General features: G+C 68.7%; 20 protein-coding genes. 3 read left to right on the top strand and 17 right to left on the bottom strand.

Annotation, left to right across the window (positions count from 1 at the left end; all coding sequences use genetic code 11):
* Window positions 1-12: 12 nt before the first annotated feature.
* The 9 genes from ACIBAG_RS09695 to ACIBAG_RS09655 all read right to left on the bottom strand — a co-directional run bounded on the left by ACIBAG_RS09695 (window position 13) and on the right by ACIBAG_RS09655 (window position 8,590).
* Complete coding sequence (locus tag ACIBAG_RS09695) at window positions 13-963, bottom strand: hypothetical protein (protein WP_399102875.1); 951 nt, start codon at window positions 961-963, stop codon at window positions 13-15.
* Window positions 963-5,231 (bottom strand): phage tail tape measure protein, encoded by a 4,269-nt coding sequence (locus ACIBAG_RS09690; RefSeq protein WP_399102873.1) that lies wholly within the window; start codon window positions 5,229-5,231, stop codon window positions 963-965. Before ACIBAG_RS09690 ends, ACIBAG_RS09695 begins: the two co-directional genes overlap by 1 nt.
* A 33-nt stretch (window positions 5,232-5,264) precedes the next feature.
* Window positions 5,265-5,663 carry a hypothetical protein gene (locus tag ACIBAG_RS09685; RefSeq protein WP_399102871.1) on the bottom strand — a complete coding sequence of 133 codons (399 nt, stop codon included), beginning with the start codon at window positions 5,661-5,663 and terminating at the stop codon, window positions 5,265-5,267.
* Window positions 5,606-6,160, bottom strand: a complete 555-nt coding sequence (locus ACIBAG_RS09680; protein ID WP_399102869.1) for a hypothetical protein — start codon at window positions 6,158-6,160, stop codon at window positions 5,606-5,608. The genes ACIBAG_RS09685 and ACIBAG_RS09680 overlap by 58 nt, the downstream gene beginning before the upstream one ends.
* Window positions 6,161-6,162: 2 nt before the next feature.
* A complete protein-coding gene (locus tag ACIBAG_RS09675; RefSeq protein ID WP_383365727.1) occupies window positions 6,163-6,795 on the bottom strand; it encodes a hypothetical protein in 633 nt (210 codons plus the stop codon).
* A gap of 131 nt (window positions 6,796-6,926) precedes the next feature.
* Window positions 6,927-7,370 (bottom strand): hypothetical protein, encoded by a 444-nt coding sequence (locus tag ACIBAG_RS09670; protein WP_399102867.1) that lies wholly within the window; start codon window positions 7,368-7,370, stop codon window positions 6,927-6,929.
* A complete protein-coding gene (locus ACIBAG_RS09665) occupies window positions 7,367-7,795 on the bottom strand; it encodes an HK97 gp10 family phage protein (protein WP_031070118.1) in 429 nt (142 codons plus the stop codon). Before ACIBAG_RS09665 ends, ACIBAG_RS09670 begins: the two co-directional genes overlap by 4 nt.
* On the bottom strand, window positions 7,795-8,226 hold the full coding sequence (locus ACIBAG_RS09660; protein WP_399102864.1) for a DUF6093 family protein: 432 nt from the start codon (window positions 8,224-8,226) through the stop codon (window positions 7,795-7,797). Before ACIBAG_RS09660 ends, ACIBAG_RS09665 begins: the two co-directional genes overlap by 1 nt.
* Window positions 8,216-8,590 carry a hypothetical protein gene (locus ACIBAG_RS09655; protein ID WP_399102862.1) on the bottom strand — a complete coding sequence of 125 codons (375 nt, stop codon included), beginning with the start codon at window positions 8,588-8,590 and terminating at the stop codon, window positions 8,216-8,218. Before ACIBAG_RS09655 ends, ACIBAG_RS09660 begins: the two co-directional genes overlap by 11 nt.
* Before the next feature lie 111 nt (window positions 8,591-8,701).
* Here ACIBAG_RS09655 and ACIBAG_RS09650 point away from each other — a divergent pair, with 111 nt between their 5' ends.
* Window positions 8,702-8,890, top strand: coding sequence for a hypothetical protein (locus tag ACIBAG_RS09650; protein WP_399102860.1), 189 nt, complete (start codon window positions 8,702-8,704; stop codon window positions 8,888-8,890).
* Window positions 8,891-8,897: 7 nt separating this feature from the next.
* Here the strand turns inward: ACIBAG_RS09650 and ACIBAG_RS09645 are convergent, their stop codons facing one another.
* Together ACIBAG_RS09645 and ACIBAG_RS09640 are read right to left on the bottom strand one after the other, a co-directional pair.
* Complete coding sequence (locus ACIBAG_RS09645; protein ID WP_399102857.1) at window positions 8,898-9,437, bottom strand: NUDIX domain-containing protein; 540 nt, start codon at window positions 9,435-9,437, stop codon at window positions 8,898-8,900.
* A gap of 95 nt (window positions 9,438-9,532) precedes the next feature.
* Complete coding sequence (locus ACIBAG_RS09640; RefSeq protein ID WP_399102855.1) at window positions 9,533-11,302, bottom strand: ATP-binding cassette domain-containing protein; 1,770 nt, start codon at window positions 11,300-11,302, stop codon at window positions 9,533-9,535.
* Between the two features lie 498 nt (window positions 11,303-11,800).
* Between ACIBAG_RS09640 and ACIBAG_RS09635 the strand changes: the two genes are divergently transcribed.
* Window positions 11,801-12,277, top strand: a complete 477-nt coding sequence (locus tag ACIBAG_RS09635) for an SAM-dependent methyltransferase (protein ID WP_399102853.1) — start codon at window positions 11,801-11,803, stop codon at window positions 12,275-12,277.
* Window positions 12,278-12,417: 140 nt separating this feature from the next.
* Here the strand turns inward: ACIBAG_RS09635 and ACIBAG_RS09630 are convergent, their stop codons facing one another.
* The 6 genes from ACIBAG_RS09630 to ACIBAG_RS09605 form a co-directional block, all read right to left on the bottom strand.
* Entirely contained in the window at window positions 12,418-13,473 is a 1,056-nt protein-coding gene (locus ACIBAG_RS09630; protein ID WP_399102851.1) for a phosphotransferase enzyme family protein, read from the bottom strand.
* Complete coding sequence (locus ACIBAG_RS09625; protein ID WP_399102849.1) at window positions 13,470-13,814, bottom strand: LuxR C-terminal-related transcriptional regulator; 345 nt, start codon at window positions 13,812-13,814, stop codon at window positions 13,470-13,472. The genes ACIBAG_RS09630 and ACIBAG_RS09625 overlap by 4 nt, the downstream gene beginning before the upstream one ends.
* Before the next feature lie 107 nt (window positions 13,815-13,921).
* Complete coding sequence (locus ACIBAG_RS09620) at window positions 13,922-15,265, bottom strand: glutamine synthetase family protein (RefSeq protein ID WP_399102847.1); 1,344 nt, start codon at window positions 15,263-15,265, stop codon at window positions 13,922-13,924.
* A gap of 47 nt (window positions 15,266-15,312) precedes the next feature.
* Entirely contained in the window at window positions 15,313-16,848 is a 1,536-nt protein-coding gene (locus ACIBAG_RS09615; protein WP_399102845.1) for an amino acid permease, read from the bottom strand.
* Between the two features lie 84 nt (window positions 16,849-16,932).
* Entirely contained in the window at window positions 16,933-17,805 is an 873-nt protein-coding gene (locus ACIBAG_RS09610) for a hypothetical protein (protein ID WP_399102843.1), read from the bottom strand.
* Window positions 17,806-18,181: 376 nt separating this feature from the next.
* A complete protein-coding gene (locus ACIBAG_RS09605; RefSeq protein ID WP_031477169.1) occupies window positions 18,182-18,376 on the bottom strand; it encodes a hypothetical protein in 195 nt (64 codons plus the stop codon).
* 462 nt (window positions 18,377-18,838) lie between these two features.
* Between ACIBAG_RS09605 and ACIBAG_RS09600 the strand changes: the two genes are divergently transcribed.
* Entirely contained in the window at window positions 18,839-20,215 is a 1,377-nt protein-coding gene (locus ACIBAG_RS09600) for a helix-turn-helix domain-containing protein (protein WP_399102841.1), read from the top strand.
* The last annotated feature ends 7 nt before the right edge of the window (window positions 20,216-20,222 follow it).

Below are 20,222 nucleotides of genomic sequence, written 5' to 3'. Positions count from 1 at the left end.
AATGCTCTCCGTTCACAGGGTGGTGTACGCCGACCGCCACGCCACCTCGAGGCGCGCGGTGCCGGACGGGTCGTTCGCGCTCCACGCGATCTCGGACCGTCCGGGCGGCAGGGTGAACAGGTCGAGACGGGATGCGGGGCTGAGGTCGTTGGCCACGTTGACGGTGCCGTTGCGCAGGGCCCAGCAGGTGCCGGGCCGGGTCTCCAGCTCCACCCACTCGCCCTCGTGCAGCGACAGGTCGAGTTCGAGGACACGGCGGGTGACCGTGTTCCAGATCCGCGGTCCAGCGACCGGCCCGTGCACGCGCAGGCTCGGGTAGGTCGCCACGTCACCGTGGTTGGTGACCCATCCAGGCCGCTCGTCGGCCGGGCGGTGCTCACGGTCAGCGGGGCGGCGGCAGGCGGCGGGTCGGCCCATCGCCTCGTCGACGGTGCGGTCCGCGGTGGTCGCGTGGGCGGCTTGGTCTAGGCCGAGCGTCAGCTTCGAAAGCTCGTCGTCGTACCAGCGAGGGTTGTCCAGGCCGACGAACTCGATGTCCAGGGGGATCCAGCCGTGCACGGCGGTGGCGGTGCTGGTGGCCTCCATACGGCGAAGTCGCCCGTACATGCGCCGCGTTGTGTGACTGGGCCACCGGCCGCGCAGGACGTGGCGGCCGTCCGGGCTGGTCCGGGCGGCGGGGTCGTCCAGGGCGCGTTCCAGCCGGGCGAGGATCTCGGCGGCCTTCACCGGGTCGCCGGGCGTCTTGATGCCCGCCTCGAAGCGCAGGGGGCGCGGACCGTAGAAGTCGCGGCCGGGGGCGGTGCCGTCGCCATTGGCGTTGTCGGCGTCCTGCGACCGGGTGGCCGGGGAGCCGAGACCTTCGATGTTCCCGACCGGGACGAGGCTGCCGGTGCCGAGGACGACGCCGCCGATCTCGTATTGAAACGGGGCCAGTTCGGGGTTCTTGTTCGGTGCTGTGCTCATCACACTCTCCCGCCCCGCTGCGCGTTGCGCAGGGTGCGCATCATCTCGGTGCCGATCTGCTCGGGGGTGGCTCCGCTGTCGGTGACGGTGACCGGCATGGAGCCGATCAGCGGCTGCTGCTCGCGCACGACGACGACCTGGACCCGGCCGCCGGCGCGTGCGTCGACCACGCGGGTGCGGGCGCGGTCGCTGCCGGTGCGCAGGTCGAAGGAGCGGACGACGCCCGCCATCGCCGCGACGCTGCGGGCCTGTTTGAAGGAGCTGGCGAGCATCGGGCTGTAGTCGCGGCCGCGGGCGTTTCGGACGCCGCCGTTGGCGTACCACTCGACCTGGCCGCCGAACCGGTCGACCACGGTCTCCACGATCGCCTTGCTGCGCTCGCGCTTGGCAGCGGCCAAAGGCACATAAGCCTCCCCGCCTGTCTCCCGCTCCCCCCATATGCGGTAACTCCCGGCCGGGGCGATCTGCGCGACGTGCCGCTCGCGGCCCGTTCCCCCGGTGACGCCGCCGTCCGCGAAGTAGTCGACAACCGCCCCGTCCGCGTGCTTCTTGGCGGCGCGGGCCTGCGCGTCGGCCTGACGCCGGATGGCGTCCGCGACGTTGGTGTTCTGCTCGGCGAGCTGGCTGAAGATCGAGACATGCCGGGTGGTGACCGTGACCTCCTTGCCGCGCAGGGAGTTGATGCGCTCCTGGATGGAGTCGGCCGCCTTCCGCGGGCCGCCGGTGGGCACCGTGACCTTCACGTTCTTCGAGCCCGGGACCTTCTCGATCCGGAACCCCAGGGCCTCCAACTGCTTGCGGGCCTCGGCGGTCGGCGCGCGCACGACGACGGACTTCGCGCCGGGTGTCGCGCGGATCTTCGCCTGCACGGCTTCCAGGCTCTTGATCGCTGCGGCGGTCGGCGCGGAGACCTTCACGTTCTTGCTGTTCGGGGTGCGGCCGAGCTTGTCGATCAGGGTGTCGAGGTTCTTCTTCGCCCCTGCGGTCGGCGCGGTGATCTTGATCTGCCGGGTGCCGGGCACCGTCTTCACGGTGAACCCCAGGCTCCTCAGCTTCTTCTGGGCCCCGTCGGACAGCGAGTCGACCTTGATCGTCTTCGCGTTCGGCAGCCGCTGGAACTCCGCCTGGACGGCGATGAGGTTCGCCAGGGTGCTGTCCATGCCCTTGGTCTGGAGCAGCAGCGACACCTTGGACGGCAGCAGGCCGAGGCTGTCCGCGACGCCTTCAGCCTGGGTCTTGGTCAGTCCGTAGCCGCGGGCGGCCTGGATCGCTTCGGACCGGGCGCGGCTCATCTGCTCGCGGGCCTTCGCCAGCGCGGCCGGCAGGTCCTCGCCGTTGCGCTGGGCCAGGTCGAAGGTCGCCACGGAGGCGTCGGCCGCCGCGTCGGAGAGCGCGGTGAGCTGGGTGTAGAGGCCCTGCCCGTTCCGCGTCGTGGTGTTGAGGGTCTTGTCCTCGTTGACGAGCTGCTTGCCGCCGTACCCCTGGCTGCGGTCGACGTTTTTGCTGCCCTCTTGCAGGTCGAGGACGGCCGAGTTCACCTTGGCCTCGGCCGCCTGGAGGGAGATCTGGCCGCCGGACAGCAGGTCGAGCGCGGACTTCAGGGACCGGGTGCGCGTATCGGCGTCGGCGGTCTGGTCGGCCAGCCCGCCGACCGCCTGCTTCAGCCGGTCGTACGCCGAGGTGCCGTCTCCGGCACCCTTGGTGGCCTTGGCCAGGTCCTTGGCATTTTTCAGCGCCCCGGCCATCTCGCCCTTGACGGAGCCGAGCGCGTCGGCGGCGTCCTTGTACTGCTGGCCGACCTCGGAGTAGTCCTGGACCGTCGCCTTGCCAGCGGCGACGTCCTTCCACACCTTGTGCTTGTCGGCCGTGGCCTGGAGCTGCTTCTGCAGCGCGTCCAGCGAGGTGCCCTGGCCGAGGTAGGCGTCGGTGAGCGAGGCCAGCGGGACCCCGGCCTGCTCCATCACCTTGGTGAGCTGGCCCTGTTCCGTCTTCGTGTCCAACAGCGACTGCGCCGCCGCGTTGCGGACATTGCTGTCGATCTGCCCGCCGGACTCGCGCAGCGCGGACGTGAGCGTGGACACGCGCTGCTGGTGCTCGGCCGCGGCCTGAGCCGCCTTCTGCTGCCGCGCGGCGAGCAGCCCCAGGCCCACCGACACCCCGGCCATGACCACGCCGAACGGTCCGCCGAGCGCGTTGGTCACGCCGCCGAGCGCCGAGCGCAGTCCCGATCCGGCTGCCCTCCCGACGCCGTTGAGCGTGCCCATGAACGTGACTCCGGCACCGTTCGCGCTGCGGAACGCGGAGGTCATGTTGCCGAGGAACCCGACTCGGGCCTGGACGGCGGCCCAGGCCGCGCCGTACCGCGAGAGGGCGACGCCGGACGAGGCGGCCAACGACTGCTGGACGCGCATCTGTTGGTTGAAGGAGGTGAAGCCCGAGCGGACGGGTCCGGTCAGGGTGGTCGCCATGTTCGTCAGCGCCGGCTGGGCGCGGCGGAACAGGAGCATGGCCAGGGCGGCGGACTGGATCGGGCCAGGCAGTGCGCCGAAGGCGCTGACCAGACCACCGACGGCGTGACCGATCGGGACGAGCACCATCGACAGGCCCGAGACCGCGTCCATCGCGAGGTTGGCGACGGTGGCGATGATGTCGAGCGTCCCGGCCGCCGCGCCGCCTTCCTCCCCGAGCCCGGAGACGGCCTCCAGGATCGGTTCCGCGCCGTCGGCTGCGTTCGACAGGACGTCTCCGAGGGTGCGGCCCGCGTTGATCAGCAGGTTGAGACCGGTGGCGAGGGAGTGCTCACCGACGTCCTTGAGCGGGCCGACGAGCTGCTGGGCCTCCTCGATGAGGCCGCTGAGCCCGTCCTTCGTCTGCTCCTTCAGTTCCGGCCCGTACAGCGTGGCGATGTTCCGCCCGTACTCCAGCGCCGTGGTCAGGTACGGCGTGGCCCCGGACATCCCGCGGGTGAGCAGGCGGGTCACCCACTCCAGGCCGGGTGCCATCCCCTCGTACAGGGCGATGCCGGTCTGCCGTGCCTGGGTGCGCAGTTGCGTCATGGCACCGGCAAGGCCCTCGCCGCGCGAGGCGGTGATGGACGCGGCCGAACCGGTTTGCCGTACAGCCATCGACAGGGAGTCGAAGGACTCGGTGCCCTGGTGGGCGAGCGCGACCGCGCCACTGAGCGCGGGCTTGCCGAACGCGCGGGTCACTCCAGCAACGAAGTCCTGCTGATTCATGGAGTGTTCGGCCTTGGACAGGCCGTCGATCACCGTGCGCAGGCCCTTGAAGCGCCCTTGGGCGTCCCAGGCTTCGATCCCGAGGTCGCGCAGGGCGTTCTTCATGATTGGCGTCGGCGCGGCGAGGTTGGCGAAGATCCCGCGCAAGCTCGTGCCTGCCGTCTGCCCGAGGATGCCGGATTTGCCGAGCATTCCGACCGCGGCGGCCGTGTCCTGGAGGGTGACGCCGAGCGCGTTCGCGACCGGGCCCGCGTACCGCATCGAGTAGTAGATGTCGGTGATCGAGCCCGACGCGTTGTTGGCGGTGGCGGCGAGAGTGTCTGCCGCACGGGACGCCTGATCAGCACCGAGGCCGTACTGATCCATGATGTCGCCCAAATACTTGGCCGACGTGGCGGCGTTGACGTCGGCCGCCGCCGCGAGCTGGAGCGAGGCGCGTACGGAGTCGATCGACTGGTCCGCACGGAAGCCGGCCTTCGACAGCTCGACCATGCCCTCGGCGGCGTCCGCCGACGTCGAGGTGGGCAGCGTCAGGTCGTTGCCGAGTTCGCGGGCGACGGCGGCGGCCCGCTTCATCTGTCCGGCGGTCGCGTCCGTCACCGCGCGGAAGAGGTTCATCTGCCGCTGGTACTTGTTGCCCTCCTCGATGACCTCGCCGGTGCCCAGGACGAGGGCGCCGCCCGCGAGCATGTTCGTGGCGGACAGGCCCCGCCGACCAGCCCCGGCGGTCGCCCGCTGGAGCCGGGACATCGACCGTGCGCCGTCGTCCCCGGCCGCGCGCAGCGCGGCACGGGCCGCCCCGGCGTGGGCAGTGATCCGGTTCAGCTCCCCGACGGCCGCGCGGGAGGAACGATTCAGCGCAGCGAACTGCGCAGCGAGCTGCGCCCCGTTGGCATCCAGCCGGGCCAGAGACCGGTTCGCGGCGTCAGTCCGGTCCCCCAGGGTCCGCATCTGGGCGGAGGCAGCACGGGTTCCCGCGATCAGGTCGCGGACCTCGGCGCGCATCGCGACCGTGAGGGTAAACCCGGCCACCGCGGCGGCCTCCTTACATGGTGCGGGGGTGGATCAGGGGCGCGGCTCGTACTGCTCGCGCGGCAGGAGCTGGATCTTCACGCCGTAGCCCGACCGGTCCTGGGGAACGTGATCGCGTTCCTGCTCGATCAGCTCGCAGCCGGGACAGCGCAGGGTGTCGGTGACGTAGGCGTGGGGGTCGCCGCCGCGTTCGCGGTCCCACTCCTCCAGCCGGGTGTGGCACTCCGGGCACACCGACCGGTGCCACTCCGCCCAGGCCAACGCCTTGGCCCGGTCGAGGTCGGACCAGCGGCCGTCGCCGCCGAGGAACTGCGAGTGCGGGATGCCGTACCGCTCACACAGCTCCAGTTCGGCGCGCAGGCCGGCGTCACGGCTCAGCCTTTTCCCAGCTCGACCCGGCTTTCCTGCTGGATCTGCCAGGCGGCGTCCCACAGCGCGTTGGCGTCCGGCGCCGACCAGCCGTTCAGAAGCTCCTCGGCCTCCTCGCGGCTCATGCCGTCCACGGAGGCCGCCGCCACCAGCGCGGCGGGGAAGGTGTCGGCGTTGAAGATCGCCCCCTCCTCCGCCTGCTGTTCGGTGGGCGGGTGCTGGGCGATCAGCTCCTCCAGAACTGGGCGCGGTAGCGCGCGGAAGGTCAGGAACTCCGAGGCCGCGTCGAGTGCCTGGAGGGCCTGGTCCCGCGCCGCATCAGCGTCGGTTGCCTGGCGCGCGGCCAGCTCGTCACCCGGGTTGGCCTCGGCGACGAACCGGGCACGGCGGGCGGCCTGCTCGGCCTCTTCGTACTGCTGGCGCAGCTCGGCGTCATCGCAGATGCGGAGCCGGTTCTGCGGGCGGGCTCGGCGGCGGAGCCGTTCCATCTTGGCCGACCACGCCCCCTCCGCCGCCGTGGCGGAGGGGGACGGGCGCTTGGCCTGTGCGGGGCGCGACACGATCAGCCCTCGTCGGCGTCGTGCTCGCGGACCGTCGCCTCGGTCTTGGTCTTCGTGGTGCTGACCACGGTCACGTCGACGTGGTCACCGTCGTGGCCGTGCCCGTGGTCGTCGTCGCAGTCCTCGTCCGGCAGCGGACGGGGATGGGCCTGCGGCACCGGGCGGTCGAGTGACGGCTCGTCGGTGATCGTGAAGTCCACCTTGAACTTCGCGGCTTCGTTGCCGGTGCTGTACGTCGCGGCGCGGGTGGCGACCTGCACGGGGAACACGTCCACCGAGCGGGAGCCGGGCAGGTCGCCCTTGCGGAGCAGGATGATGTAGCCCTTCGCGCCCTTGGGGAGCTGCTGCTCGATCGCGTCGGAGAAGCGGTCCTCGTAGAACGTCAGGCTGGAGTTCTCGGCCTTGTCGTTGCCCGGGATCGAGGAGTTGAAGGTCGAGCCCATGTCGGGGGTCTCGATGGGGTCGTTCTCCAGCGCCCAGCCCTCGATGTCCGAGACGGCGTCGGTCAGGCCGAAGGCGTTGGTGATCTCTGGGCGGCTGGGGTACTTCGGGTCGTTGAGGTCCTTGGACCACAGGATCTTGGAGATGCCGCGCCGCAGAAATCGGGTCTGGGTCTTCTTCGTGCTCGTGGACACAGGTCCGCTCCCACTTCTGGGGCAGCGTCCCGTGCCGAGGCCCTGCCCCTTGAGGTTCAAAGGGGGTTCGCCTGGCCTGGGGCCTAGCGTCCGCGCGGGCCTCCGCGGTGAGGGTCAGAAGAATCGATTCTTCATGCTGGGGTCACGGTGATCGTGACCCGCTGCACGTAGGACACGATAGCGCCTGCCGCCGACACCGAGGGCTCTCCTCCGGCGTCGTAGGTCAACTCCCGGTCGATGACGCATGCTTCGGGAACGTGCAGGTCGTGGGTCCAGCGTCCGTCGGTCCGGCCGACGACGCCGGCGCGTACGCGGTCGGCCAGCCACTCGACCTGATCGGCTCGCTCCCCGACCGAGGTGACCTGGTAGGACCAGGAGGCATCGGCGTGCCAGTCCCACAGCGGCGGGCCCGCGAACTCGGCGGGCAGCGAGTCGAGGATCGCGTACGGCACGGGCGCGGGCTCCCACCCGGACTTCCCCTGAAAACGCGGCAGTTCACCGACACCGCACGGGCGACCCGTGACGTGCTCCAGGAGGGCGGCGAGCGCGCGGGTCACCGGAAGACGAGCGATCACGGCAGCACCCCGTCCGCCAGGGCCTGGATGAACGCCGGTTCGGTCTGCCGGAACGCGGGCTCGACGTGCGGGAACGGCGGCTGCCGGTAGTGCCGCCCGAGGCTGTCCACGCCGACGAAGCCGTACTCCAGTCGTCGCGCCTGCGGGGCGTCGGAGAACACCTCGGCGGTGACCTCGCCGCCGCCGGTGCGCATCCGCACGTCCCAGGAGGCGCGGTACTGCCCGGTGATCACGTTCGGTCCGGGCCTGCCGCTCGCGTTCCGCTGGATCCGGACCCGCAGCAGCATGGCGTGGTGCCGGGTGATCGTCCGCGTACGGGCACGGGTGGCCGGACCCATCCGGGCCAGCGCGGCGGCCAGCGCGATCGGATCACGGAACGCGGTCGCGTCCGGGTGGGCGTTGGGGTGCGGGTTCGCCGGTGCCATCAGTCGATCACCTGCACCCTGACGATGCGCACCACGCTGTAGGTGCCCACGGTCTCGTCCGAGACGCGGAAGCGGCGGCCGATCAGCTGAGGATCACGCGGCCCGCCGGGCCTCACCGATCCGGCCACGCGCACCACGTCGTCCGTCCGGAGTTCCGGAGCATCAACGGGGAGCACGGCCTGGTAGTCCGTCGTGGGCGGCTCGACTGCGACGGCACCGCTCAGCGGCCGGGTGATCGCGGGACGGCCCAGCGGCATCACGGCGCCGAGCCCGCCCCAGACCAAGCACTCGTCAGGCGTCGGGGACACGAGCTGCCCGGTGGCTTCGTCCAGCACATCGTCCGCGCGGCCGGCGCCGTCCCGCCACACTTCGAGCTTGTCGTCCAGGATGCGGCCGACAACCCGGCGTGCACCCTCCACGTCAAAGGCCACGCGCCCACTCCACGAGCTGGGTGAGCATCGCCTGAGTCAGGGAGTGCGGGCCGGTACCGAGGTCGGGCCTGGCCAGCGCAACCCGCTCCAGTTCCGCAGCGTCAATCGCCGCCAGAAAGACGGCGGCGGCCGGGCCGGGGTCGGGCACGTCGGCAACAGCGACACGGGCCATGCCCTCGAAGATGGTTTCGACGTGGTCCCCGGAGTAGAGGACCACCTGCGGCGGCTCTCCTTCTCGGTGGCTGACGGTGTAGCCACTCAACGCACCCGGGTCTACCCGCCGCCCGTCGATCTCGATCGCGGCCTTCGCGCCGCGAGCGGTGATCTGTACTCGGTGCACGTTCTCGTCGCTGTCGTGATCCATTCCCACGACGCTAGAACGACTGTCGGACAGCCCTGCCAGTACGATATCTACGCGATCCGGCACGTGGACAGAGAGGTGCCCATGGGGGCACGTACGCCGTGGTGGTACCGCGTGCCGACCAAGCCACTTGGGATCATCGTCACCTGCGCCGTCGCCATCGCGATCATCGTCAGCACGCCCGACATCGCAACAGGCGGCATCGTCGCCGCCATATTCGCGGGCGGCTGCGCCGGCCTCCTTACACAGTTCGTTCAGGGCGCGGCGCAGGCCCGCTACGACGAGCGTTCACAACAGGAGTGACGCCCGCCTACCGATGAGCGGGATCACCTCTCCCCGCCATTTCCCCCAGACGCCCCGAGCGCGTGTGCTCTGCGAACAGCAGGATTCCGAGTGCCCCGCCAGCCAGCGTGATGGAGCCGTCGGTAGCTGCGGCCACTGCGTCTTGCAGGTCCCACCACTCCACAGTCATGCCGTTCTCGTTGCCGCTGAGCTTCCGCTCGCCGGGGGTGAGATCCATCGCCGCGAACAGGTGAAGGCGTACGGTCGAGCGGTTCAGCAGGCGTGTCACGGTGAGGGGGGTGAGCTGCTGCGCGATCACGCCTGCTTCTTCCTCCAGTTCGCGTCGGGCTGCCTCCTGTGGGTCTTCTCCCGGCTCGATCGTTCCGCCGGGGAGGTTGAGGGTGTCGCCGTGCAGGTAGTGCCAGACGCGGACGAGTGCGATCTTTCCGTCTCCACGCTGGGCGACGACGGCCGCGCCATGCCCGATCTCTTGGTACTCGAACACGGTCCGGCTGCCGTCGGGCCGCGTGACGTCGTCCCGTCTGATGCAGAAGTCCTGGGTACGCACGGGCTCCAGGTGGCCATGGCGGGTCCAGCCGCTTCCGGGTTGGTGGGTCACTTCACTCCTTGGGTAGGGCGAGGTGCATGGGCTTGGTCGGGTGATTAGCGGTCCTTGGCCAGGGCGAGGAGTTCTGCGAAGAGCCCGCCGCCGTTGGCGAGTTCCTCGTATCGGCCCTGTTCGGTGATCCGGCCGTCTTGCATGACGATGATCCGGTCGGCGATCTTGGTGTTTTCGAGTTGGTGAGTGACCACCACCGTGATGCGGTCTGCGGCGATGCTCTTGATCTCCTCGAAGATGTCGTGCTCACCGCGCGGGTCCATCTGCGAGGTGGGCTCGTCCAAGATCAACAGTGCCGAGCGCCGGTACAGCGCACGGGAGCAGGCCAACCTCTGCCACTGCCCACCGGACAGTTCGGAGCCACCGAAGAACTCTCGGGCAAGGAGTGTGTCCAGTTCCTTGGGTAGCTCTTCGATCGCGGTGCGCATGCCGACGGCGTCGATGGCCTCCCACACGGGTTCGTCGTGGAAGGTGCGGGGCTGCCCGAGCGTTACGTTCTCCCGGGCGCGCAGGGGCCACTGAGCGAAGATCTGCGGGACCAGGCCCGTGTGCGCCCACACACTGCTCGGGTCGGCGGAGGCCAGATCGACTCCGTCCCAGGTCACACGGCCTTTGTCGGGTAGGAGGATCCCGGTGATCAGCCTGCTGAGGGTGGACTTTCCGGAGCCGTTCTCGCCGACGATCGCCAGGATCTCGCCCCGGCGCAGGGTCAGGGAGACGTGGTCGACGGCCGGCCGCTCCTTGCCGGGGTAGCAGTAGAGCGCATCCTCCAGACGGATCTCTTCGACCGGTGCGGAGATCTTCGCCTCGCCACGCTTGGGGGCGCGCTCGGCGGCGAGGTCGAGGAAGGAGCGCATGTCGGCGAGGTACAGGGAGGTGTGGAACAGTGCAGCCCCGTTGATGACGAGCTGGGACAAGGCGGCCAAGGAGGTCTGGACGGCGACGACAGCGGTGGCGGCGATGGCCAGGTCCAGGCGTCCGGTAGAAGCCAGCCAGGCGAGGGTGGCCCAGGTGGCGAGGAGGAAGATGCCACCGAGAGCCGAGGTGGTCAGCACGATGCGCAGCATGCGGGGAGCAGCAGTAAGGGTGCGCTGGTCGATGCGCTTGGACAGAGTGCGGTACCAGTACACGATGTAGTCGGTCATGCCGTTGGCACGGACTTCGTCGCCGTGTCGGGAGGTGGTCGCCCACCAGCGCATCATGCCTCGTACGTTGCGGTCACCGACGTTGGCGTAGTGCGTCTCGTAGTCGACTCGGGCGGAGAGCACGGCACCGAGGCCCGCGGGCACGACAGCCAGGAGTAGCAACGGCAGCATCAGAGGGTGCAGCGCCGTGAGGACTCCGCTGGCGGCGATCATACGAACGGAAGCAGCCGTGAACCGCTGCGCGTCCTTGACCATCATCGTGGTGCGCGAGACGCCGACTTCGGAGGCTTCCTGCCGGTTGGCGAACCCGTCTTCGCTGTATGCGGAGGCTTCCACTCGGCAGACTGCCTCGACCAGGGCGGTGTCGGCCGCCGTGATCAACCCGGGGCTGATCCGGCCGTCACCGTAGGAGGACAGCGCGCTGGAGATTCGGCCAACGGCGACCGCTGCCGTGATGACCACGAGCGCGGGGAAGGCGGCGTGCAGCCGTTCGGACACGGGCCCGTCACCGACGAGGTGCTGCATGGCCTTTGCCGTGAATGCCAGCACTACGGCGGCGGTGACGCCGGTGAGCACCTGGCACACCAGGAGCAGGATGACGGCCAGCCGGTCGATGGCCCACGCCATCTGCGCGGTCTGCCGCAACACGCTGGGCAGCCGGGCGCACATGGCTGTGAAGGTGGCCTCTCCCAGCGGGTTCTTCCCGTAGTTACTCTCGAACGAGATGGTCGCTGGGGGCGGAGGAGGGGGCGTTTGCGGGGCTTCGATCGGGGTGTCAGTGGCGGTCAACTGCGTCCCTCCTGTGCGGTTGTTGCGGCACCTGGGCGGCGTCGCGGTGCCAGGCTCAACGAGGCTGCGAGCGAATCGAACGCGCTCGATTTCGGACGACGCGCAGGCCTGGAATCTGGGGGCGTCGAACGCGTGGTCGTGGTGACGTACGGCTTTCAGGGCGACCGAAGTTGGCCGAAACGCCGACACCTGTGGCGGTTGTGACTTTTGAGGTTTCCTGACTGAGGGGCGACCGTGTTCCGTCGCCCTACGGCGTGATGACCAACGTGAGGGCCACGGCAGCGTGTCGGTCCCCGGCCATCGCCGAGTTGGATGCTCTGAAGCCTGTCTGGCCCCCGTAGATTGACGGCGTCACGACGAGGATCAAGGGGAAAGCGCATGACGCAGTCGCTGGAGATCAAGCCCATCGGCATCGTGGTTGGAGGGCGTACCGAAGTCACCGACGACCATTGGAGCGGGAGCGCGATCATCCGACTGAACAGCGACTTCCCCCTCGAGGTGGTACGGGGCCTTGAGGAGTTCTCCCACCTGCTGGTCGTCTGGCACTTCCACAAGGCGTCTCCCAGTGATGTCGCCCTGCATGCACGCAGCCCTCGTAACAACCCGCGGTGGCCGGCCACCGGCACGTTCGTGCACCGAAACCATCGTCGCCCGAACCAGCTCGCGCAGTCCTTCCCACGCCTCCTTAAGGTCAACGGCCTGGACCTGCACGTCACCGACCTCGACGCTATCGACGGCACCCCCGTCTACGACCTGGGGCCATACTTCGCGGAAATGGGTCCCCGTGGCGAAGTCCGGGAGCCGAAGTGGCCAGCCGAGATGCTGTCGGACTACTGGGGCCAGGCGCAAGACTGAGCCAGGGCGCGCTTCAGCGCGGGAACATGCCACCTTCAGCACCCTTTCGTGCAACCCATTGGCGGGCTCCGCAGTTTCGGAGACCGCCTGCGGGTGGCTGGGGCAAGAGCTGCCGGTCACGAGCCAGTGCCACGCATCGATCACGGTCGGCCTCCAGGTCGTTCAGGGGTGGAGCGGAGCACATCTTCGAGATCCGCAAAGCGGTCCAGGAGTCGGCGGATGCTGGTCTGCCGCTCGTGCCAGTGCCGCTGCAAGTCCGCTTCCGCTTCCGCAGGCAGGCCGTACTCGGATGTGACCGCGCCGTAGAAGCTGAACAGCATGTAGAGCAGCGCAACACGTACGCACGCCACGACGTCGGCCAACGGCAGAGTGGGGTTCTCAGATCGGTAAGCCTGAATCATCACCAGAGCGCAGTCAGCCCACTGGTCGCTGGTGGCGACCGTACGGGGATCGAAGGCAGCGCGTCCCAGCTCCCAGGCCGGAAACGCCCTCGCTCCGCGGAAGTCGATGACGCCGGTGACGACATCGGCGAGGACGAGCATGTTCGTGCGGGTGAAGTCGGCGTGCGCAGCCTGCTCCACGAACTCCTCGGGAAGTCCCGCTCGTAGTCCGTCCACATGTGCGCGTAAGTCATCGCATCGCTGGTTGAGTTCGTGGCTCAGAAGCACCATGTCCGGGTGCTGCTGCCGCTTGGCGGCCGCCAGCACGACGCCGGCTTTGACCATGGCGTCTTCGACCGAACCGGTTCGCCACCGTGTGTGCTGCCGTAGCCAGGGCAGCGGATAGGCGGCCAGAACTCGGTGCATACGTCCCAGGACCATGCCGATCTGTTCGGCTCGCGCTACCGTCATCGCCGAGGTGGCCACCCGACCCGGAGCTTCATCGACCACCGCCCAAGCACTTCCTTCGGCCACCGCGACGAAACTGCCGTCCTGGTCGGGCCATACCCTCGGTACGGGAAGCTGTGCCGCGCGGCAGTACTCCGCCATGTCCCAGGCCGCTTTGACTGCCGTGAGGTCCACGGTCGCCCCGTACTCCTTCACGAAGAGCCGGCAGCCGTCGGCCGTCAGCACGCGCCGGTTGATGGTGTCGGTGCCCATCGGCACCATCTCGACCGTTTCGACGGCGATCCCGTACTGGTCGGCCAGCACGTCGGCGACCAGTTCCTCGTTCCAGTCCGTGTCCATCTCGCTCATCGTCCTTCCAGGGAGGAATGCCGCCGGGCGGTGAGCACGGTGAACGCGTTGTCCTCGGTGAGCACATCGCCTGTGGCGTACTCGACGCTCCACGTTCGGCGCACGGGGATGGCGGTCTCGGTGACGTCACTGAAGGCCGAGTCGCGCAGCACGGTGAGAGCAGCGCGGCCGCTCACCCCGAGCCGACGGCTCGTGGACGACGCCTGGACGCTCACCGTGCCGCGCGTGATGTTGAGGGCGAGGGCTGTCGCCTCGGTGTCGAGACCATTGGCGATCTTGTGGAGGACCCGGTCCTGTGCTGGGGTCAGCCGGTCGGGAACCGTACTGGGGCGTGCAGACATGCTCTTCCTTCTTCGTTCTTCAACCCGCCCGGGTTTTGGCTGGCTACCGGGGCGGCCAGCACCGGCGAGGGGTGCCTCCCCGTCCGGGCCTGGTCAGGCAGCGTGGATCAGGCGCGGGTGAACCAGCGGGCCTGTTCTGCGTCGGTGACGATGCCGCGGTGATGATCGAGCTCGAGTTGGGCGAGGTGGGCGTAGTGTTCGACGACGTCCTTGCCGAACGACCCCTGAGCGACGGGGCTGTGCCGGAAGGCGGAGCGGGCCTGGTCGAGGGTGAGCGGCACGAGGGGTACGTCCACGGTCTCGTAGGCATTGGTGGTGCAGGGCGGTGGCGGGGTGAGACGCTGCTCTATGCCATGGACGATGGCGGCTATGGCGGCGGAGAGGGCGAGGTAGGGGTTCGCGTCGGCCCCAGGGAGACGGACTTCCAGGTGCAGTCCCGTGCCGTGGCCAGCGATCCGTATAGCGCAGGTGCGGTTGTCCGGCCCCCAGGTCATGTGGGTGGGGGCGAAGGAGCCTGGCGTGAATCGCTTGTAGGAGTTGGTGTTCGGCGCATACAGCGGGGCGAGCCCGGGGAGGGCCGCGAGCAGTCCGGCGACCGCTTGCCCGCCGGTCTCGGAGAGTTGGCCGGCTGGGTCGGAGAGCATGGGGTTGCCGCTGCGGGTGAGTGAGATGTGCAGGTGGAGTCCGCTGGCGACACCGGTCTGGGGCGCGGCCATGAAGGTGGCGGTCATGGCGGACCGGTTGGCCAGGGTGCGCACGGCGTGCTTGAAGACGACGTGGTTGTCGCAGGCGGATAGCGCCGCTCCGTAGGGGAAGGTGACCTCGACCTGGCCGGGAGCACCTTCCGTCTTGATGGCCTCCACGGGCATCCCGGCCCTGGACAGTGAGCCCTGCAGGCGCCGGAAGAACCGGTCGTACTCCGGGGGGTGGTCGAGTGCGTAGTCCAGGTTGTCGACGGTCACCGGCACGAGCCCGTTGAGGCCGATTCTGCTGGTCGGGGTGTAGGCGCCGCGGTAGAGGACGAATTCGGTCTCCAGGCCGGCCTGGGCGTGCAGACCGTGGCTGGCGAGGCGTGTCAGCTGGTGGCGCAGGATCTGTCTAGGAGCGACTTCGATGGGCTCTCCTTCCGGGCCGAGGGCGTGGCCGAGGATGAGGGCGGTGCGTGGCATCCAGGGCAGGATCCGCAGCGTCGACGGATCCGGCTCGACGCGCAGGTCCTCGTATCCGCTGGCCCAGGAGGTGAGGGCGAATCCGTCGACCGGGGTCATCTCGGGGTCCGTGGCCAGGATGTAGGCGCACATCTCAGCGCCACCGTCGAGCACGCGGTTGAGAAAGTGCCGTGCCCCGTACCGTTTGCCCTTGAGGCGCCCCTGCAGGTCCGGAACAGCAAGGAGCACTGTGTCGATCAGCCCAGCACCGACGGCCCTGCGCAGCTCCTCGACACCGAACACGCGAGCAGGATGATCCGCGGAGGTCGGCGCGGCCTCAGCCTGGTTCATCACACGACCTCTTCCTGGATCTTCGCCATGCCCGAGTTGGCGTCGGCTGCGGCGGCCGGCACCGTGTAGTCACGTCCCGCGACGCGCCACCACAAGGACGCGAGGGCAAGCACGATCAGCAGGGTGATGGGTGCGTAGTTGAACGTGGTCACGGAGACGAGTCCGGAGTCCGGACGCGTCTGGGGCAGGCAGAACAGCACCGTCACGAAGGCCACCCAGGCGACGGCGACCACCCCGACGGGTACGCCCCAGCGGCCCAGGTTCCACGGGCCTGGCTGGAAGCGGTGACGGTTGCGGACCCGCAGATAGATCGGAATGGCGTACGCGGGCGTAATCCCGATGACGTTGATCGCGGTGACCGCGGCGTACGCGGTCGGGCTGTACAGCGACGGCAGCGCAAGCACTGCGGCCACGCCGACCGACAGCCACACGGCGCGGGTCGGCGTGCCGGAGCGGGCATCGACGTGGCGCCACAGGTGCGAACCGGGCAGGGCACCGTCCCGGGAGAAGGCGAACACCATACGGCTGGCGGCAGCGGTCTCCGCGTTGCCGCAGAAGAGCTGCGCGACGATCACCACGAGCAGCAGAGCCTTCGCCCCGGCGAGCCCGATGGCATCGAGGAAGATCTGCGCCGGCGGCACCCCGGTGGCAGTGGCCTGGGTGGCGGTGTAGTCCTGGATGGCGAAGGTCAGCCCGGCCAGGAGCACGAACCCGGCCAGCCACGACCAGCCGATCGCTCGCACGATGCCGCGGGAGGCGGAGACCTGCGCGTTGGTGGTCTCCTCCGACAGATGTGCGGAGGCGTCGTACCCGCTGAAGGTGTACTGCGCCAGCAGCAGCCCGATCAGCACCACGTACATCGAGTTGGACCAGCCGGTGTTGTTGACGAACTCGCCGAACACGAAGGACGGGTCCTGGTGGTGGGAGGGCACGATCGCCAGCACGCCGACGATCAGGGCGACGCCGCCCAGGTGCCACCACACGCTGATGGAGTTCAGGATGCTCACCAACCGGACACCGAAGAGGTTGAGGGTGGCGTGGAGGGCGAGGATGCAGACGTAGATCGCCAGGATCTTGCCCGGCGTGGGGACGAAGCCGAACTGCAGGTTCAGGAAGGCGCCGGTGAACAGCGCGGCGCCGTAGTCGATGCCGGCGATCGCCCCGAGGAGGCCGAGGAGGTTGAGCCAGCCGGTGTACCAGCCCCATTTGCGCCCGCCGAGTTGCTCGGCCTGGTAGTACAGCGCGCCGGAGGTGGGGTAAGCGGAGGTGACCTCTGCCAGTCCGGCGCCGACGAGCATCACCATGAGGCCGACGGCGAGCCAGCCCCACATCATCACGGCCGGGCCTCCGGTGCCCAGGCCGAAGCCGTACAGCGTCATGCAACCGGAGAGGACGCTGATGACGGAGAAGCTGATGGCGAAATTGCCGAACGGCCCCATGCGCCGGGTGAGCACTGGCTCGTAGCCGAGCTCGCGCAGGTACACGTCATCGGCTTTGCCGCCAGCACGCTGACGGCTCGGGCCTGAGCGGAACATGAAGCAACCTCCAGTAAACGAGGGACGGGGTCAAGCACGTGCGATGGGCGGGTTCATGCCAACCACGTGCTGCAGCGGGAACAGTCAGGGATGCGGGCCGACGCGTGGCCCGTGCGTACGCGCGAAGGACAACGATTCCCTTCGCGCCCGGAGCAAGAGCGCCTCGCCACGGTCCAGCGTCGAGGGGCCTTCAGCCACCGAGCCCCACGGCTCGCGCGACGCGTAAGGCTCCATTGCGGCGAAAACTTCGGCCGCTTCAACGAAGTTGTGGCTGACCCACAAGGCATAGGCCAGGTGGCTCATATCGGCCACGGACCGCAAGTGCCGGTCCCCCTTCAGGAACCACTCGGCGAAGGCTTTGAGCGTGTAGGTGAGCGTCGGCTCCTCCACCCACTGCCGCCGCCACAATGGATCGACCCGTCCCTGCGCCAGTTGCTGTCGGCACTGCTCCACCTGCGCGTACACCGGCAGAAGCAGCAGCGGCGAGCCGATCGGTGCCCACGAGGCCACCCACCTGCCGAAATCAAAGACAGCAGCCAACGACGCAGCCCGGGGAGCCTCCCGCGCAAGCAGGAACTGCAGCACCCGGTGGAAGGCTTCGCGGTTGTACGGGTCGCGACGGTTGACCTCGTGCAGCAGCCCCCACGGCCCGCTCGGCAGCATCGGCTCCGACGACCATTCACGATGCTCCCGCAGCACCTGGCGGGAGTCGATCTGCGCCAAGGCCAGCAGACATACCCACGGCACGGGATCCTGCTGCGCGCGGCGAGCGGCCAACAGTGCCGTATGCCGCGCACCGGCTTCGAGGTCCGCCACTCCCGAATACTGTTGGCGATGTGCGCGCAGAGCGCGTTCGGCGAGTACCCGTGCCCGCATCACCTGGGCGTCGTAGCTGTCCGGCTCCTCAGCCAGCCACACATCGACCACATCGGAGCGCGCAGCAGCGACCGCCAGCACCTGAGTGCGTGAAGTCCGAAGCGTCCAATGGGCCTGCGTGCCGCGTAACAGGTCCCGAGCAGCCCTCCAACGACCTGCCTGCAGTTCAACCAGCGCAACGCGTAGGTCGTCATCCGCGCCAGCGGGGTGATACACCGGGCGCATCAGCGACCGCCCGGACAGACATGGAGCGCCGACTCCGCAATGCTGCCAAACAGACGGGCAACCCCGGCCCTCGGGATGCGGTGGAAGGGGAGGCGATTGGCCGCAGTAGCGATAGGCGACATCGAAGTCCTTGGCAGGTGGGGGGCTTCCGCTCGCGGGCAACGAGAGGCTGAAGCTGGAGGGCCGCCGGGCAACCCGGGAGCCTTTGGCTCGCCCGTGCCCCGACGGTCGGCTAGAAGTCGATCTTCGCGATCAGTTCGACCGCACTCTGCACGCCGTCCCTGATCGTCGGCGCAGCAGAACTGCCGGCCAGGAAGAAGCCGAACAGAATGCACACGATGCCGTGCACGACGTTCAGGCCCGCCTTCTTCACGAGGAGGAAGACGATCACGCCCAGGAGCACAACGGCGGAGAAGCTAACGACCACAACGGGCCTCCAGGCGGAGGTGCCTGCCACGGTCTGATCGGTGCTGCGCCACCGGATCCCACTGGGGCATCCGCAGCAAGGGCTGATCCATCCGTACGCGTAAGGCCGAAAACACCTTGGACTCCGGTTGCCGAGATCGGGGGCAGCTGAACCACAGCGCGAGCAGGCAGGCGCCCTAAAGATCCGTTCCTGGACGGTTCGCCGATGCCGTGCACTGCGGGAGACCCCAGAGTCGTGGGAAAACGCGCGGTGCGCACATTGCCCAGGTGATATCACTGGAGTGATCTCGGTTTCACCAGGGGCAGTTGGGCCAACAGGTCCGAGTTCATCGGGGAGGCAGGAGTGCTTGCGCAGTCGCCGCGACACTGCGAACGGTGCGGCTGCCGGCTGAGCCAGTACAACTCGGGAACCCTGTGTTCGGCTTGCCTTCGCTCACGCAGTCTGGCCCCTGCCGCTCCCTCCGTGCCCGAACACGTGTGGCGGGACGCTGACGTTCAACGAGCCTTATCTGCCTGGGACTTCGGTAACGCGACGCGCTTGATCCGCCAGCGTGGATCGCTGCGCCAAGAGGACGTCGCTCAGCTCACCGGACTCAGCCAAGCTTTCCTCTCTATGCTCGAAGCGGGCCGTCGGCGCCTCACCAACATCGATAAGATCGTCGAGTTCCTTACCGGCCTCGACGTCCCACCAGAGCTCGCTCCCTTCCCGCGTCCCGGCGTTCAACACGCTCCGGTTGTCGAAGCTGAGTGGGAAAGCCCGCTCGAGATCGCCAAGCGGCTGAACACCCTCACCTCGTCCGATGTGGATCCGGCAACGCTGTGCATACTGGAGCAGCAGATCATGGACGTCGTGGATCGCTATGAACAAGAAGGTCCACACCAACTGGTGTCGGTCGCCACCGAACTGCGCACGTACGTTCAACCGTTGTTGGAGGAACGGCAGCCCCCCAAGCAGCGTGAAGCCCTGTTCCGGCTGGCCGCACAGGCATCCGGGCTCCTTGGCTACATGGCCGTGAACGCCGGACGCGAGATCTTGGCGGAGGCGTACTGCACAGAGGCCCACGCGCTCGCGGCCGAGATCAACGACCAAGATCTGATGATGTGGGCCCTGGGCACTCGATCGTTGAGCGCCTACTATTCTGGGCGCTTCGCCGACGCCCTCACCTGGGCAGAAGCGGGCATAGACATCGATCCGCATAGCCCCCAAGCCATTCGCCTTCTAGCCAACGGAAGCGCCCGTGCCCTGGGAAAGCTCGGAGACGCCACGGGCGCCCAACGCGCCCTCGCCCGGGCAGAGGAACTCAGCGGACGGCATGTGTTGCCCGACGGGCTGACCTCGTGCATCTCCTTCGCCCCCTATAGCGTGGCCCGGACCCTGGCCAACGCTGCCACTGCGCACGTTGCGCTCGGCGACACCTCCAAAGTCATCGCGTACGCCGAGCAGATCGACGGGCTCGTAGCGCAATCCGACTCCGCCTGGAGCCGAGCCTTGGTCCGTCTCGATGTCGCCACTGCCCTGCTGACTGGGTCGCGACCTGACGTTGAGCACGCCATGGTTCTCGGACGGCAGGTTCTCGACGCCGGCGGTGGGCCGCCGATCCGGTCCGTGGTCCAGCGCGCCGGAGAACTCGCTGGCCGCGCCACCCAGTGGCGCGACCTGCCGGCCGTACGCAACTACACGGAAGCCCTGCGCGTGTGGCGCTCCTCCCCGCTGACCCGCGCCGTGGCCGAATCTGCCAAGATGACACGCCCAGACGGACAGCCGCGAGCGAGAGGGGCCGCCAGTGCTCTTGACCGCCAGCCCCACCGCGTTTCCCGCCGCTCCTCCGCCCAGCACTGATGATCCC

Origin of the sequence: Streptomyces sp. NPDC051243, from assembly GCF_044455405.1 — a bacterium.
Classification (GTDB): domain Bacteria; phylum Actinomycetota; class Actinomycetes; order Streptomycetales; family Streptomycetaceae; genus Streptomyces.
This window is presented reverse-complemented; position numbering and strand designations above follow the sequence as displayed.